The 16052-nt window shown below is 59.0% G+C and carries 17 protein-coding genes; 12 read left to right on the top strand and 5 right to left on the bottom strand.

What is annotated here, in order from left to right:
• The 9 genes from rpsA to AAFM15_RS08315 form a co-directional block, all read left to right on the top strand.
• On the top strand, nt 1-1383 hold a 1383-nt coding region (rpsA, locus tag AAFM15_RS08355), incomplete at its 5' end, for a 30S ribosomal protein S1 (RefSeq protein WP_341686256.1).
• A 99-nt stretch (nt 1384-1482) separates the two neighbouring features.
• Nucleotides 1483-1794 (top strand): integration host factor subunit beta, encoded by a 312-nt coding sequence (locus AAFM15_RS08350; RefSeq protein WP_341686255.1) that lies wholly within the window; start codon nt 1483-1485, stop codon nt 1792-1794.
• A 56-nt stretch (nt 1795-1850) separates the two neighbouring features.
• Nucleotides 1851-2162, top strand: coding sequence for a LapA family protein (locus AAFM15_RS08345; protein WP_341686254.1), 312 nt, complete (start codon nt 1851-1853; stop codon nt 2160-2162).
• 19 nt (nt 2163-2181) lie between these two features.
• Nucleotides 2182-3330 (top strand): lipopolysaccharide assembly protein LapB, encoded by a 1149-nt coding sequence (gene lapB / locus AAFM15_RS08340; protein WP_341686253.1) that lies wholly within the window; start codon nt 2182-2184, stop codon nt 3328-3330.
• Between the two features lie 100 nt (nt 3331-3430).
• Nucleotides 3431-3706: a DUF655 domain-containing protein gene (locus AAFM15_RS08335; RefSeq protein WP_341686252.1), complete on the top strand. Its 276-nt coding sequence runs from the start codon at nt 3431-3433 to the stop codon at nt 3704-3706.
• 52 nt (nt 3707-3758) lie between these two features.
• Nucleotides 3759-4664, top strand: coding sequence for a recombination-associated protein RdgC (locus AAFM15_RS08330; RefSeq protein ID WP_341686251.1), 906 nt, complete (start codon nt 3759-3761; stop codon nt 4662-4664).
• A gap of 40 nt (nt 4665-4704) precedes the next feature.
• The gene (gene crcB, locus AAFM15_RS08325; protein WP_341686250.1) at nt 4705-5103 is read left to right on the top strand and encodes a fluoride efflux transporter CrcB; all 399 of its coding nucleotides are present in this window, start codon (nt 4705-4707) and stop codon (nt 5101-5103) included.
• A 150-nt stretch (nt 5104-5253) separates the two neighbouring features.
• Nucleotides 5254-5829, top strand: a complete 576-nt coding sequence (locus AAFM15_RS08320; protein WP_341686249.1) for a TRAP transporter small permease subunit — start codon at nt 5254-5256, stop codon at nt 5827-5829.
• A gap of 5 nt (nt 5830-5834) precedes the next feature.
• Nucleotides 5835-7658 carry a TRAP transporter large permease subunit gene (locus AAFM15_RS08315; RefSeq protein ID WP_341686248.1) on the top strand — a complete coding sequence of 608 codons (1824 nt, stop codon included), beginning with the start codon at nt 5835-5837 and terminating at the stop codon, nt 7656-7658.
• A 102-nt stretch (nt 7659-7760) separates the two neighbouring features.
• Here AAFM15_RS08315 and AAFM15_RS08310 read toward each other — a convergent pair whose 3' ends face one another.
• The 4 genes from AAFM15_RS08310 to AAFM15_RS08295 all read right to left on the bottom strand — a co-directional run bounded on the left by AAFM15_RS08310 (nt 7761) and on the right by AAFM15_RS08295 (nt 12027).
• Nucleotides 7761-8843, bottom strand: coding sequence for a TRAP transporter substrate-binding protein DctP (locus AAFM15_RS08310; protein ID WP_341686247.1), 1083 nt, complete (start codon nt 8841-8843; stop codon nt 7761-7763).
• Nucleotides 8844-9021: 178 nt separating this feature from the next.
• Nucleotides 9022-10869 carry a 1-deoxy-D-xylulose-5-phosphate synthase gene (gene dxs, locus AAFM15_RS08305; RefSeq protein ID WP_341686246.1) on the bottom strand — a complete coding sequence of 616 codons (1848 nt, stop codon included), beginning with the start codon at nt 10867-10869 and terminating at the stop codon, nt 9022-9024.
• 7 nt (nt 10870-10876) lie between these two features.
• On the bottom strand, nt 10877-11779 hold the full coding sequence (locus tag AAFM15_RS08300) for a polyprenyl synthetase family protein (RefSeq protein ID WP_341686245.1): 903 nt from the start codon (nt 11777-11779) through the stop codon (nt 10877-10879).
• Nucleotides 11776-12027, bottom strand: a complete 252-nt coding sequence (locus tag AAFM15_RS08295) for an exodeoxyribonuclease VII small subunit (protein ID WP_341686244.1) — start codon at nt 12025-12027, stop codon at nt 11776-11778. The genes AAFM15_RS08300 and AAFM15_RS08295 overlap by 4 nt, the downstream gene beginning before the upstream one ends.
• A 198-nt stretch (nt 12028-12225) precedes the next feature.
• Here AAFM15_RS08295 and AAFM15_RS08290 point away from each other — a divergent pair, with 198 nt between their 5' ends.
• Genes AAFM15_RS08290 through AAFM15_RS08280 form a run of 3 tightly spaced genes read left to right on the top strand, consistent with a single transcriptional unit; the run spans nt 12226 to nt 15117 of the window.
• Complete coding sequence (locus AAFM15_RS08290) at nt 12226-13356, top strand: aromatic ring-hydroxylating dioxygenase subunit alpha (RefSeq protein WP_341686243.1); 1131 nt, start codon at nt 12226-12228, stop codon at nt 13354-13356.
• Nucleotides 13357-13360: 4 nt separating this feature from the next.
• A complete protein-coding gene (locus tag AAFM15_RS08285; protein ID WP_341686242.1) occupies nt 13361-14248 on the top strand; it encodes a DMT family transporter in 888 nt (295 codons plus the stop codon).
• 8 nt (nt 14249-14256) lie between these two features.
• Entirely contained in the window at nt 14257-15117 is an 861-nt protein-coding gene (locus AAFM15_RS08280) for a sulfurtransferase (RefSeq protein ID WP_341686241.1), read from the top strand.
• Nucleotides 15118-15129: 12 nt separating this feature from the next.
• Here AAFM15_RS08280 and AAFM15_RS08275 read toward each other — a convergent pair whose 3' ends face one another.
• Nucleotides 15130-15918 (bottom strand): ZIP family metal transporter, encoded by a 789-nt coding sequence (locus AAFM15_RS08275; RefSeq protein WP_341686240.1) that lies wholly within the window; start codon nt 15916-15918, stop codon nt 15130-15132.
• Nucleotides 15919-16052 lie beyond the last annotated feature (134 nt).

Raw genomic sequence — 16052 nt, 5'->3', positions numbered from 1 at the left:
CTGGAAAAGGCCCTCGAGTCTGGCGAATTCGTCAACGGCACGACCACCCACAAAGTCAAGGGCGGCCTCAAGGTCATGGTCAACGGCATCCGCGCCTTCCTGCCCGGTTCGCTGGTCGACACCCGCCCCACCAAGGACCTGACCCCCTACGAGAACAAGACCCTGGAATTCAAGGTCATCAAGCTCGACCGCAAGCGCAACAACGTGGTGCTGAGCCGCCGCGCCGTGGTGGAAGCCTCCATGGGTGAAGAGCGCGCCAAGCTGATGGAAACCCTCAAAGAAGGCTCCATCGTTCAGGGCGTGGTCAAGAACATCACCGAATACGGTGCGTTCGTGGACCTGGGCGGTATCGACGGCCTGCTGCACATCACCGACATGGCATGGCGCCGCGTGCGTCACCCCTCCGAGGTGGTCACCGCTGGTCAGGAAATCTCTGCCAAGATCCTCAAGTTCGACACCGAGAAAAACCGCGTGTCCCTGGGCCTCAAACAAATGGGCGACGATCCCTGGATGGGCGTGGCTCGCCGCTACCCCACCAGCACCCGCCTGTTCGGCAAGGTCACCAACATCGCCGACTACGGCGCGTTTGTGGAACTCGAGCCCGGTATCGAAGGTCTGGTGCACGTTTCTGAAATGGACTGGACCAACAAGAACGTGGCTCCTTCCAAGATCGTGTCCCTGGGCGACGAAGTCGAAGTCATGGTGCTGGAAATCGACGAAGACAAGCGTCGCATCTCCCTGGGCATGAAGCAGTGCCGTGCCAACCCCTGGCAAGAGTTTGCTCAAAACACCAAGCGCGGCGACCGCGTCAAGGGCCCGATCAAGTCGATCACCGACTTCGGCGTGTTCGTGGGTCTGGCTGCCGGTATCGACGGCCTGGTGCACCTGTCCGACCTGTCCTGGAACGAGTCCGGCGAAAACGCCGTGCGCGAGTTCAAGAAGGGCCAGGAAGTGGAAGCCATCGTGTTGGCCGTGGACGTGGACCGCGAGCGCATCTCCCTGGGCATCAAGCAGCTCGACGGCGATCCGTTCAGCACCTTCACCTCTGTCAACGACAAAGGCTCCATCGTGACCGGCAAGGTCAAGACCGTGGACGCCAAGGGCGCTGAAATCGACCTGGGCGACGACATCGTGGGCTACCTGCGCGCATCGGAAATTTCCGCTGACCGCGTGGAAGACGCCCGCAGCGTTCTGAAAGAAGGCGATGAAGTGACCGCCGTGGTGACCAATGTGGATCGCAAGAGCCGCAGCATCTCCCTGTCGATTCGCGCGAAGGACCAGGCCGATCAGCAAGAAGCCATGGCCACCCTGACTCAGAACACCGGCAACGCCGGCACCACCAGCCTGGGCGCCCTGCTGCGCGCCAAGCTGGACAACAACTGATCAACCTTGTTTGATCAGCTCGTCTGAGTAAAACATCTGCCCGGCTTTGCGCCGGGCAGATTGTTTGAAAAGCCCTGTTTTGACGCCACCCCTATCGCCATGACACGATCCGACCTTGTTGAAGCGCTGGCCACCCGCTTTCACCAGCTCACCTACCGCGACGCCGAGCTTGCGGTCAAAACGGTGCTGGACGCGATGAGCGATGCACTGGAGCGCGGACACCGTATCGAGATCCGTGGCTTCGGCAGTTTTTCCATCAACCGCCGCCCTCCGCGTATTGGGCGCAACCCGCGCTCGGGTGAGCGTGTGGAAATTCCGGAAAAACGCGTCCCTCACTTCAAGCCCGGCAAGGCCCTGCGCGAAAGCGTGGAGAAACTGCCCGCAGGCAACACCCAAACACCCCAGGCTTGAGCTGCGCTCGCCTGCCCGCTCGTTAGAATGAGCACCATGCTCATCGGAACGCGCCCATGAAAAAACTTCTGAGCCTCGCCCTGTGGCTGATCAAGGCCGCTGTGTTTTTCACGCTGTTTGCCTTTGCCCTGAACAATCAGCAAAGCACCAAACTTTTTTTCTTCTTCGGCACTTTCTGGGAAGCGCCTACCGCGCTCATCGTGCTGAGCGTATTTGCACTGGGCCTGATCATTGGCGTGCTGGGCATGTTGCCCTTGTGGTGGCGTCAGCGTCAGCTGGCGCGCGGTGTGCGTGTCTTCACAGCAGCGCCCACAAGCGACAAAGCCCCTGAAAAATCCAGTCCCTTGGACACCCCCATCGGCATCTGATTGCGGAGAGCACTTTCTTATGGAACTGGATTTGGGTTGGATTCTGGTGGCCTTGCCTGTGGCTTTTGGCCTGGGCTGGCTGGCGTCCAGACTGGATCTGCGCCAGATGCGCATCAACAACCTGCAAGCGCCTCGTGCCTACTTCAAGGGTTTGAATTACCTGCTCAATGAGCAGCAGGATCAGGCCATTGATGCGTTCATTGAAGCTGTTCAAAACGACCCCGACACCTCCGAGCTGCACTTTGCCTTGGGGAACTTGTTTCGCCGTCGCGGCGAGTACGACCGCGCCGTGCGCGTGCACGAGCATCTGCTCTCGCGCGCGGACTTGAGCCAGGCAGACCGCCAGCGTGCTCAGCATGCACTGGCCCTGGACTTCTTGAAGGCTGGATTGCTGGACCGCGCCGAGGAGGCCTTGCGCAAGCTTGAAGGCACCAGCTACGCCGGTCAGGCCCGTCTGGCACGCTTGGCCATTTACGAGCGATCACGCGAGTGGCCCCAGGCCACCGAAGTGGCGCAGCTGCTCGAAGCCTCTGGAGAAGCGCAGTTTGACTCCCGACGCGCTCATTACGGCTGCGAGCAGGCTCGCGAAGCGATTGCCCAAGGCGATCAGGCCGGGGGGCTACGTACGCTGCAAGAGACCCTGTCCAAATACCCTCAGGCCCCACGCCCGCGTATTTTGCTGGCCCAGTTGCTGGAGTCCCAAGGACAACATCTGCAAGTGCTGGAGGTCCTGGCGCCTTTGTTTGAAGAGCGCCATGGCGCAGCGGCACTGGCCGCACCTGTCCTGGTGAAGGCAGCTTTGGCCAGCCAGCAGCAAGAGCGGGCCAGGCAGTGGCTGCAAGCGCTGTATGCGCAAGAAGGCAATCTGGACATTCTGCAAGCCGCGCTCGACCTAGCGCCCCAGGATGTACCGGTAAAACTGGGTGCCTACGAGCAGCACCTGCAAAAACACCCCTCTTTGCTGGCGGCCAAACGCTGGCTGGAACAAGACGCCCAAAGCCAGGCGCGTGTGCCCGCCCCCGTGCACAAGGCGCTTGAACAAGCCTCGCGCCCGCTCTCGCGTTACCGATGCGCCGCATGTGGATTCGAGGCCCAGAACTACTTCTGGCATTGCCCTGGCTGCCAAGGCTGGGACACCTACCCGCCACGCCGGGTCGAAGAACTCTGAGCCGCCTGCACACAGGGCTAGCCCTGATGCGCAAACCTGGCAGTCTGCGCAAAATGAACGTCACCCACCGCAGAAGTGGGTTGTTTTCAGGGAGCACATCATGCAAAGAATTCTCACCACCCTCGGGTTGGCATTGGCCTGCCTGCACGCACACGCCGAACTGGACCTGAACCGCGCACGCGAGATGGATCTGGACGGCCTCAAAGGCGTTGGCCCCGCCTTGTCAGCTCGCATCCTCAAAGCGCGGGACGTGCGTCCTTTCAACAACTGGGAAGACTTGCAGCAACGGGTCAAAGGCGTAGGGCCTGCTTTGTCACAAAGCCTGTCCGAGCAAGGCGCCCGCATTGAAGGCAAAGCCTGGGTTCAAACCAAATAAAGCAGGACCATCCACTATCATCGGACACTGACTTCATACAAGGAATGTGTTCGTGTTCAAGAATGTGATGGTGTACCGTCTCGGTACCAGTGCCTTGCCACTGGAGCAAGCCGAGGCGGCGGTGAGCGGTGCTCGTTTTGTGGAGTGCACAGCCACCCAGGACAAATCGGTGGGCTGGGTAGAGCCGCGCGGACAAGCGCATGGGCCACTGATCGAGTCGGTGCAGGGGCACTGGATTTTGAAATTGCTGATCGAATCCAAGTCCGTTCCCGGCCACCTGGTGCGTCGCAAAGCCGACGAAGAAGCTGCAAACATCGAAGCACAAACCGGTCGCCGCCCCGGCAAGAAGCAGATGCGCGAATTGCGAGACGATGTTTTGCTGTCGCTACTGCCGCAGGCTTTTGCCAAACAATCCACAGTTTGGGTCTGGCTGGATTGGGCCAAGCAGCGCCTGGTGCTGGATGCGGGCAGTCAGGCCAAAGCCGACGAGGCCCTGGCTTTGTTGATGAAGTGCTTGCCGCAACTGAACATGACCCTGGTGCAAACCACCCAGTCACCACAGGCAGCCATGACAGGCTGGCTTTTGTCTGCTGAAACCGATGTACCGGAGCTCGCCTCCTTCCATATTGAGCGCGAAGGTGTGCTCAAAGCCATGGCCGAAGAGGTCTCCAGCATTCGCTACACCCGCCACCCCTTACGCAATGACGAGGTGCGCCATCATGTTCAAACCGGTATGCTGCCGACCCAGCTGGCCCTGAGCTGGGATGGACGTGTTGGCTTTACCCTGACCGAATCGCTTCAGCTCAAAAAGGTCAAGTTTCTCGATGGCGACCCGGATGCAACATTGCCTGAAACGAGCGACGAACGTTTCGATGCCGATGTCGCACTGAGCACGGGCATGCTCTCGCCATTGCTGGACAGTCTGATCGAGGTGCTGGGCGGTGAGCTCCAGAATTGATCTGTAGCGTTAAGATCGAGACCTCGTCCGGAGTCATTGCATGAGCCCACTCTTCGCCGTTTGTATTGGTGCCAGCGCTGGTGCCCTGTGCCGCTGGCAGTTGGGTCTGTGGCTGAACCCGGCGCCCACTGCAAGCAGCTGGCTGCCTTGGGGGACTCTGGCCGCCAACCTGATCGGCGGCTATTTGGTGGGCCTGGCTCTGGGCGTGTTCCACCATCTGCCCGACCTGGATCCAGCGTGGCGTCTACTGCTGGTCACTGGTTTTCTGGGTGCATTGACCACTTTTTCCAGCTTTTCCGGCGAAGTCATCACCCAGCTCTTGCAAGGACGCTTGGCAATGGCGGCCCTCACCGCCAGCCTGCACCTGGCCGGATCCCTTGTGCTGACCTGGCTGGGACTGCAAACCGTCAGCCTGTTCTGGGGACCGGTGCGGCTTTGAACAGCTTCCTGTTTTTACCCTGGGTTAACCCTTGAGCTTGAAACCCTCTCAACCCCGGTCCTGAAAAATATCAATCGCTGCTGTCATGCCGGGCTCACCTTGCAGCTGCATGACACTTACAATGCCGCGTGATTCGTAAAGGAGACCACCATGTCTTTTCTCTTGAAGCTGTCCACCTGGATTGATACCCTCAACACCAAGGTCGGCAAGCTCACCACCTGGCTGATTTTGATCACCACCCTCATCAGCGCAGGTAACGCCATCGTCCGCAAAATGTTTGACACCAGCTCCAACGCCTTGCTTGAAGTGCAGTGGTACATCTTTGCTGGCGTCTTTTTGCTGGGGGCCGCTTACGGCCTGCTGCAAAACAGCCATGTGCGCATTGATTTCATCTCCTCCAGACTGAGCGCACGCACGCGCAACTGGATCGATGTCGTGGGCATTGTGGTCGCCCTGATTCCGTTTTGCATGCTCAGCATCTACCTGTCCTGGCCGCTGTTTGTACAAGCCTATCAGTCCGGGGAAATGTCTCAAAATGCCGGCGGCCTGATTCGCTGGCCAGCTTACGCCCTGATTCCTGCAGGCTTTTTCCTGCTGATGCTGCAAGGCATTTCCGAAATGATCAAACGTCTGGCTTTTTTGAAGGGCCAAGCAGGTGACAGCCTGGCTGAGCACACCAAAGACGCTGACGACGAAGATATCAAGCTGATGGCCCACGGAGACTGAAGCACATGGAAACCTCATTCATTGCACAACAATTTGTGCCCATCATGTTCGCCGGTTTGCTGGCGTTTTTGCTCACGGGCTTTCCAGTTGCCTTTGCACTGGCAGCGACCGGCCTGGGCTTTGGCTTTCTGGGCATGGAAATCGGACTGTTTCCGCCCAGCCTGTTCCAGGCCTTGCCACTGCGTATTTTTGGCATCATGCAAAACGATACGCTGCTGGCCATTCCGTTCTTCACCTTCATGGGCATCATTCTCGAACGCTCAGGCATGGCCGAAGATCTGCTGGAAACCGTGGGCCAGGTGTTTGGCCCGGTGCGTGGCGGCGTGGCCATTGCCGTGATTTTGGTGGGTGCACTGCTGGCAGCCACCACAGGTGTGGTCGCTGCGGCGGTGATTTCGATGGGTCTGATTTCTCTGCCCATCATGCTGCGCTACGGCTACAGCCGTGTGGTTGCTACAGGCGTGATCACGGCCTCTGGCACTCTGGCGCAGGCCATTCCCCCCTCCCTGGTGCTGATCGTTCTGGCTGACCAGCTGGGCCGATCCGTGGGTGACATGTACTCGGGCGCCCTGATCCCCGGTTTGCTGCTGGTAGGGCTGTATGTCCTGTTTGTGGTAGCGCTGGCGATCTTCCGCCCTTCGATGGTGCCTGCACTGCCGCCCGAAGCACGCATTTACCGTGAAGAGAACGGCGCATCGGGCCACCGCTCCTTGCTGGCTTTGTTTGTGCTGTGTCTGGGCGTAGGTTACGGCTGGAGTCAAATGCATGACAGCATCATGCATGCCTGGCTTGGTCGTGAACAGGCGGCTGCGAGTGATGAAGTGTTCATCATGTCCATGACTGTGGCTTCATTGGTCGGTTTGGGGCTTTCCATGGTCAACCGCCAGCTCAAGATCGGTCTGCTGTCACGTCTGGCCGAGCAAGTCACGTTCTCACTGATGCCACCGCTGATCCTGATCTTCCTGGTGCTGGGCACGATTTTCCTGGGTGTAGCCACACCCACCGAAGGTGGTGCCATGGGCGCCTTGGGCGCCATGATTCTGGCCATGATCAAGCGCAAGCTGTCCATGCCGCTGATGAAACAAGCACTGGACAACACAGCCAAGCTCGCTTCGTTTGTGTTGTTCATCCTGATTGGCTCGACGGTGTTCAGCTTCACCTTCAATGCAGCCGATGGTCACATCTGGGTGGAGCATCTGTTCGACAAGATGCCCGGTGGCGCATTGGGCTTCCTGATCATCGTCAACGTACTGATCTTTGTACTGGGCATGTTCATTGACTTCTTCGAGATTGCCTTCATCGTGATCCCGTTGCTGGCCCCGGTGGCCGAGAAAATCTTGCCCGGCATGGTGCCAGGGATGACACCCGACCAAGCGATGATCTGGTTTGGCGTGATCATTGCCATGAACCTGCAGACCTCGTTCCTGACCCCCCCATTCGGTTTTGCGCTGTTTTATCTGCGCAGCGTGGCCCCTACAAAAGATTACACCGACCGTGTGACGGGTGAAAATATTAAGGCTGTGCAAACCACCGAGATCTACAAAGGCTCGATCGCCTTCATCGTCCTGCAACTGATCATGGTCGCCGCAGTGATAGCCATGCCGACACTGGTGACCGGCGGCATCAGCAAGGATGCAGGACTGAGCAGTGCAGATGTGATGAGCGCACTGGAGGCGGCCTCTGAGGACGACAGCGATGCGCAGGAACCTAGCGGTGCCGATGACAAGAAAGACGGTGCTGGCGACCTTCAGGCCGCACCCGCCGATACCCCTGCCAATGCCAAGTCGGATGAGGATGCACTCAAGGAGTTGCTGAAAACCTCCAAGTAAGCACGGAGCACCCCCTGAAAAACCACCTGCAATACGCAGGTGGTTTTTTTATAAAAAAAACCGCGCCCTAGGGCGCGGTTGGAGGCAAAGCCTGAAAGCTGTTTAGAGCTTGGCCGCCTGCATGAAGCCGTCAAATCGGGCTTCGGTGAAGCGGAACCACAGGTTGGCTTCCTTGCGGTAGTTGCTGTAGTCGGCGTAGATTTTTTTCCAACGGGGGTTGGCAGCACCGATCTCTTCGTACAGTGCCATGGCTTCTTTGTAAGCAGCTTCCAGCACGGGGGTGGGGAAAGGTGTCAGCTTGGCACCAGCGGCCACCAGTTCCTTGAGGGCACCCGGGTTGCGAGCATCGTACTTGGCTTGCATTTCGGTGTGAGCGTAAGCTGCTGCAGCTTCAACAATTGCCTTGTTCTCTGCAGACAGTGAAGCGTAGGCATTCTTGTTGATGAACAGGTCCAGCTGAGGACCGCCTTCCCACCAGCCTGGGTAGTGGTAGAACTTGGCGACTTTGTAGAAGCCCAGCTTTTTGTCGTCGTAAGGACCGACCCATTCGGCTGCATCGATCGTGCCTTTTTCCAGAGCTTGGTAGATTTCGCCACCGGGGATGTTCTGGGGCACACCACCCAAACGCTGGATGACCTTGCCGGCAAAACCGCCGACGCGGAACTTCAGGCCTTTGTAATCGGCAACCGACTTGATGGGCTTGCGGAACCAGCCACCCATCTGGGCACCAGTGTTGCCCATGGGGAAGTTGACAATGTTGTAGCCGTCGTAGAACTCGCGCATGAGCTTGAGGCCATTGCCGTCATACATCCAGGCGGTCATCTGACGGCTGTTGAGGCCGAAAGGAATGGCGCAACCCAGGGCAAAACACTCATCCTTGCCAAAGTAGTAGTAAGGCGCGGTGTGGCCCATTTCCACGGTGCCGTTTTGAACAGCGTCCACCAGGCCGGCGGTAGGCACCAGCTCGCCCGCAGCGTGCACGGTGATTTCAAATTTGCCACCCGAAAGCTCTTTGACTTTCTTGGCAAAGGTTTCTGCAGCACCGTAAATGGTGTCCAGTGCCTTGGGGAAGGCAGAGGTCAGGCGCCAACGAATGTTGGTTTGCGCCTGCACAAGAGCAGGTGCAGCACCAGCGGCCAAAACACCAGCAACGCCAGCGTTCTTGATGACGGAACGACGATCCATAGAAAACTCCTTCAAAAGGTATTGAACATGTCCGAGACTTCCGGACAAGGACCTTGGTCACCTGTCATTTTAGGAACTTCAGGCGCCTGTAATGGGGCGGGTTTACCCTTCAGAAAGCGAATAATTTCCAGGAATTGAAGGATTTTTGAGGCGGATTAAAAAACGGTTTGAAAAGCTTTCAATCCGGCCAGCGTTGACGCACCGAACGCTCGATGCCTTCAGCGTCCAGCCCCTGCATGGACAGCAGTTTGACCGGATCACCGTGTTCGATGAACACATCAGGCAATCCAAGTTGCAGCAAGTCGCGCATCAGACCCATGGCTTGCAGAGCCTCACCCACCGCGCTGCCTGCACCGCCCATGATGCAGCCTTCTTCCACCGTGACGATACGCTCGTGATCGCGTGCCACCTGCGCCAGCAGCTCGGTGTCCAGCGGTTTGACCCAACGCATGTTGATCACTGTGGCATCGAGCACTTCAGCCGCTTTCAGCGCCGGGTACAGCATGCTGCCAAAAGCGAGGATGGCGACCTTGCCTCCTGTGCGGCGCACCTCGCCCTTGCCAATAGGCAAGGGATCCAGATCGGCCAGGGGCACAGTCCCCACGCCTGCACCGCGCGGGTAGCGCACAGCCACAGGGTGATTCTGTGCATACGCAGTGCTCAGCAGCTGGCGGCATTCGCGCTCGTCAGCCGGGCACGCCAGACTCATGTTGGGAATGCAGCGAACAAACGCAATGTCATAAGCACCAGCATGCGTGGCGCCGTCTGCCCCGACCAGCCCCGCACGGTCCAACGCAAACACCACGGGCAGGTTCTGCAGCGCCACGTCGTGGATCAGCTGGTCATAGGCCCGCTGCAAAAAGGTGGAGTAAATTGCCACGACTGGCTTGACACCTTCGCAAGCCAACCCTGCCGCCAGCGTGACCGCGTGCTGCTCGGCAATGCCCACGTCGTAGTAGCGCTTGGGAAATTGCTTGTGAAAAGCCACCATGCCCGAGCCTTCGCGCATGGCGGGCGTGATGCCCACCAGGCGCTCGTCTTTTTCAGCCATGTCGCACAGCCATTGACCAAACACTTGTGTGAACGTGGTCTTGGGCGGTGTGCTCGGCGGCACGATGCCCACGGCGGGATCGAACTTGCCCGGGCCGTGGTAGGTCACCGGATCGGCCTCGGCCAGCTTGTAGCCTTGACCTTTCTTGGTGACCACATGCAGAAATTGCGGGCCATCGAGGTGCTTCAGGTTTTCCAGCGTCGGAATGAGCGAGTCCAGATCGTGTCCGTCGATCGGACCGATGTAGTTGAAGCCGAATTTTTCAAACAGCGTGGCTGGCACCACCATACCTTTGGCATGCTCCTCAAAGCGCTTGGCCAGCTCAAAAAGCGGCGGTGCGGCCTTGAGCACCTGCTTGGCACCCTCTTTGGCGGCAGCGTAAAAGCGTCCGCTCATCAGCTGGGCCAGGTAGCGGTTGAGCGCCCCCACCGGCGGGCTGATCGACATGTCGTTGTCGTTGAGGATCACCAAGAGCTTGCAGTCTTCCACCCCCGCATGGTTGAGGGCCTCGAAAGCCATGCCCGCGGTCATCGCGCCATCACCGATCACGGCAATCGCATGTCGGTTTTCGCCCTTCTGGCGCGCAGCCAGGGCCATGCCCAGCGCGGCTGAAATGCTGGTGGACGAATGGCCCACGCCAAAGGTGTCATATTCGCTCTCGTCACGGCGCGGAAAGCCCGACAGGCCGTTCAGCTGGCGCAACGTGGGCATGCGTTCGCGCCGCCCGGTCAGGATTTTGTGCGGGTAAGTCTGGTGCCCCACATCCCAGACAATCCGGTCTTCAGGTGTATTGAACACATAGTGCAAAGCCAGCGTGAGTTCCACCGTGCCCAGATTGGAGCTCAGGTGGCCACCGGTTTTGGAGACGTTATGGAGCACGCACTGGCGCACTTCGTCTGCCACACGGTGCAGGTCATGACGTGGCAGCTTGCGCAGGTCCTGTGGCGAATCGATGGCTTGGAGTAATCCCGTCATGGTCTTATCAGTGTTTTCGCTGCACCACCCAACGGGTCAGTTCCCGCAGCGTGATCAAAGGTTCTTCAGGTAATCCGGTATCGGTCAATGCTTGGTGTGCCTGCACGGCCAGTTCATCGGCCCAGGCTTGGGCTTTATCCAGGCCGAGGGCGCTGACGTAAGTGGGTTTCTCGGCTTGAGCATCCTTGCCCGCCGTCTTGCCCAGGGTCATCGAGTCCGAGGTGACGTCCAGCACATCGTCCACCACCTGAAAAGCCAAACCCAGGGTCTGACCAAAGCGCTCGAGTGCGTGCCAAACCGGGCCTTGACTGAAACCGGCACAAGCAGCGCCCATTTGAACGCCACAAAGCAGCAACGCACCGGTTTTGAGGCGATGCATCTGCTGCAGGTTCTCCAGCGTCATGCGCTGGCCCACGTGCGCCAGGTCAATGGCCTGCCCACCGGCCATGCCCCAATAACCGCTGGCGCGAGCCAACAGAGCGCAGCAGCGGGCCTGCACGGCCGCATCGCCCTCTTCTGGCGTCAGCAGTTCAAACGCGAGTGACTGCAGCGCATCACCGGCGAGCAGCGCTTGCGCCTGCCCAAACTGCACATGCACCGTGGGTTTGCCACGACGCAGCACATCGTTGTCCATGCAGGGCATGTCGTCATGCACCAGCGAATAAGCGTGGATCAGCTCCAAAGCGCAGGCAGCACGCATGACAGCATCGTCTGAAGTGGCATCTCCCAGAGCTTGCGCTGTAGCCATGACCAGCAGCGGGCGTAAGCGCTTGCCACCGTCGAGCACGGCGTAGCGCATGGCCTGACCCAATTGGGCTGGCGCCGCAGCGTCGATCCAGAGGTTCAGCGCCTGTTCTACCTGGTTCAGGCGCGGCTGCATCCACTCCAACAAGGCAGGCGACAGGCTCATGCTTCGTCCCAGGGTTTGATCTGCCCGTTTTCCAGCACCTGGATCTGGTTCTCGACAGCCTGGAGCTGGTCGCGACAAAAAGCCAGCAACACAGCCCCACGTTGATAACCGCTGAGCAGCTCGGACAAAGGCATTTGTCCAGACTCCAGGCGGGCCACAAGCGTCTCCAGCTCGGCCACAGCGGATTCGTAGCTCTCGGGCGTTGCGGCCAGCGGATCGACCGCAGCCGAAGTACGTGTTTTGGACATCTGCATTTCCACAAAAGCCTTGATTTTAGAAGCTCTGGCTGACCCAAACTTGCAAGGACTCAAACCCATGACACCCCAGAGGGTACAATCGCCGTTCTGGGCAGTTCAAGACTGCCTTTTTCGTCTGCGCCGGTTTCTTCGGAGTACAGCGCTTTGTCCCTGCCCCTTCATAGGGGGAGTCTCTAGGTCAGGTCACCCATGTCTGATTTAAGTCTTCAGCTTCAGCAGGCCGCAAGCCAACTGCCAGTTTCATCCTACTTTGATGCCTCGCTCCTGCAGCGAGAGCGTGAAGTGCTGTATTCCAACGGCCCCCGCTACGTGGGGCATGCTTTATCTGTGCCCGAGCCGGGAGACTATTTCGCCCTGCCACAAGAAGCCGAGGGGCGTGCTTTGGTGCGCAACGCGCAAGGCCAGGTGGAGCTCATCTCCAATGTGTGCCGTCACCGCCAGGCTGTCATGCTCAAAGGGCGCGGCAACCTCCAAACCCAAGGTAAAGGCCACGGTGCGGGCAACATCATTTGCCCCCTGCATCACTGGACCTACTCGCCCAAGGGCGAGCTGATCGGCGCACCGCACTTCGCGCACGCCCCCTGCCTGAACCTCAACAACTACAAGCTGCGCGAATGGAATGGTCTTCTGTTTGAAGACAACGGCCGCGACATTGCCGCCGACCTGGCGGGCATGGGCCCACAGCACAAACTGAGCTTTGAAGGCTACAAGCTCGACCACGTCGAGATGCACGAGTGCAACTACAACTGGAAGACCTTCATCGAGGTCTACCTTGAGGACTACCACGTGGGGCCCTTCCACCCTGGCCTGGGCAACTTTGTCACCTGCGACGACCTGGCCTGGGAATTCAAGGACCAGTACTCGGTGCAGACCGTCGGTGTGGCCAGCACCTTTGGCAAGCCGGGTTCTGACGTCTACAAAAAGTGGCACGAGGTACTGCTCAAATACCGCAATGGCGAGCTGCCCGAACAAGGCGCCATCTGGCTGACTTACTACCCCCACATCATGGTGGAGTGGTATCCGCATGTACTGACAGTCTCCACCCTGCACCCCATCAGCGTGGACAAGACGATCAACATGGTGGAGTTTTACTACCCTGAAGAAATCGTCGAGTTCGAGCGCGAGTTTGTCGAAGCCCAGCGGGCGGCTTACATGGAAACGGCCATTGAAGACGACGAAATTGCCGAACGCATGGATGCAGGCCGCAAAGCCTTGATGATGCGCGGCGACAACGAAGTCGGCCCCTACCAAAGCCCCATGGAAGATGGCATGCAGCACTTCCACGAGTGGTATCGCAAGCAAATGCACCCTGCCCCATAGGCACATGCAAGCTTTATGGATGGTTCTCGCCGCGCTGCTGTTTGCCACCATGAGCGTGTGCATCAAGCTGGCTGCGGCAGACTTCAATATTTTTGAAATCGTGCTCGCTCGCGGCCTCATCGGCATGGTGGTCATGAGTGCCATCTGCCGTCACGGCAAAGTCGCCTTGCGTACACCTGTCCCCATGATGCATGTCTGGCGCTCGGTTGTAGGCGCAACGGCACTGTCGTGCTGGTTCTATGCCATCGCCCACTTGCCTCTAGCCACGGCCATGACACTCAACTACATGAGTGGCATCTGGGTGGCCGCTTTCATGGTCGGTGGCACGGTGTTGCTGGGCCGCAGTACAGACTTTGGGCGTCAAGACCCCCTGATCTTGACGGTTCTGACAGGTTTTGCGGGCGTGGTGCTCTTGCTGCGCCCTACCCTGGATCAAGACCAGTTCCTGGCAGGTCTGGTGGGATTGATTTCAGGCATGAGCGCTTCCCTGGCCTACATCCAACTGGCCGCGCTGGGCCGTGTGGGCGAGCCCGAAACCCGCACGGTGTTTTATTTTTCGCTGGGCACCAGCGCTGTCGGGTTGGGTGGCATGCTGCTGACAGGCATGCACAGCTGGTGGCGGCCTCAAGCCCTGTGGCTGCTGCCCATTGGGATCTTGGCAACTTTGGGTCAATTGGCGCTGACTCGGGCCTACAGCCGCAGTTCTGCTTTGCTGGTGGCCAGTTTGCAGTACTCTGGCATTGTCTTTGCCGCTCTTTATGGTCTGGTTTTGTTTGGCGACCAGATTGCCCTGTCTGGCTGGGCAGGTATTGCCATGATCATCGCCAGTGGCCTGGCCGCCACCGCACTGCGACACCGCGCCATGCCCAGCGCACCTGTTGAAGAACATTGAAAGCATCCATGACCTACACCTTGTTGATCTCCCCGCAAGAACTTCAGAAACTACAAGCCACGGGCGCACCCCTGGTCGTTTTCGATTGCAGCTTTGATTTGATGAACCCGGGCACGGTGGATGCCACCTTTGCCCAGGAACATATAGCCGGCGCACAGCAAGCCCACCTGGACCGCCACCTGAGCGCACACAACAGCAGCCAGGCACTCAATGGTGGTCGCCACCCCCTTCCCTGTGCTGAAGACGTAGCCCATTGGCTTGGCCAATGTGGTGTGCATGAAGGCACGCAGGTCGTCGTGTATGACCGCAACGGCAACAATTACTGCGGCCGCCTGTGGTGGATGCTCAAATGGTTGGGGCACGATGCCGTGGCCATCTTGGACGGTGGCCTGCAGGCCTGGAAAGCAGCGAGCGGAAACCTCGCTCAGGGCGCCAGCACGAGCACGACAGCCACTACATTTGCCATTCGTCCGGCGCTGCGCCAATGGCTGAGCACAGACGAGGTTCGCGACCAGCTTGACCACACCACTCAAACCTTGGTTGATGCGCGGGGAGCGCCTCGTTATCGGGGCGAAGTCGAACCGCTGGACCCCATTGCAGGCCACATTCCAGGCGCACTCAACCGGCCCTTTACCGACAATTTTGATGCCCAGGGGCAATTCAAATCATCCGAAGTGTTACGCCAGGAGTGGCTGCAATTGCTGGCTGGCCGCAGCCCGGACAGCGTTGTGCACCACTGCGGCAGCGGCGTGAGTGCGGTACCCAACATCGTCGCCATGGAGCTCGCAGGCCTGGGCGTGACACGTCTGTATGCAGGCAGCTGGAGCGAGTGGAGCCGCACGCCCGGGCTGCCTTGCGAAAGGTCTTGACCCGCTCAGTGCTCAGTGGGCATGACCTCCTACGCTCATGCCCACCGCCCACACCGCGCCCATGCCCAAGGCCAGCCAGAGCACTTGCGCCAGCGTTTGCTGCAGTGACAAGCGCTTTTGCAATTGTGGAATCAGATCCGCCAGTGCCACATAGACAAAACTGCTGCTGGCCACCACCAGAAAATACGGCAAGTGTTCGTGCAACGCATCCACAAGCACATAACCCACCAGTCCTCCCAGCGCTGTCAGCGCGCCAGCAATCGAGACCTTGATCACGGCAGCCCGGCTGGAAACCTTGCCACGTGCAATGACACTCAGATCACCCATGTGGTGAGGCACCTCATGGACCAGCACTGCCAAGGCCGCCACTGCACCCAGATGCCAGTCAGCCATGAAGGCTGAGGCGATCAGGATGCCATCGCCAAAGCAATGCAGGCTGTCACCCGCCAGCAAAGACCAGCCGCCCGACTGTGCATCGTTGGCATGGTGATGATGTCCATGTGAGTGCGCCTCTTCGTGGTGATGCTCATGACCGTGATGCCAGAGCTCGGCCTTGTCGAGCAAAAAGAAGAACACCAGGCCCGCCAGCAACGTCAGAAACAGCTGGTGCGGCTCTACACCACTCTCGAAAGCCTCGGGCAGCAAATTCATGAAGGCTGTCGCCAGCAGTGCGCCCGCTGCGAGACTGAGCATGTGCTGCGTGAACCGTGAAAGTACGCCGAAACTCAACCATGCTGCCAGCCAGACACTGCCCACACCGGCCATCAAGGTCGCCAGCACAATCAAAAACAAGGTTGTCATTTCGTTCATTTCATAAAAAACCGCCCCAAACGGGGCGGCCACACAGTCATCAGGCGTCAGATTTACTTCACGCCGTGGGCCGAAAGCCAGTTCAGCATCCGCTCCCAGCCATCCTTGGCTGCAGCCTCGCGATA

The sequence above is a fragment of the Limnohabitans sp. genome, assembly GCF_038134685.1.
Taxonomy (GTDB): Bacteria; Pseudomonadota; Gammaproteobacteria; order Burkholderiales; family Burkholderiaceae_C; genus Limnohabitans_A.
The sequence above is the reverse complement of the archived record's forward strand: the minus strand, read 5'-3'. Positions and strand labels throughout refer to the sequence as shown.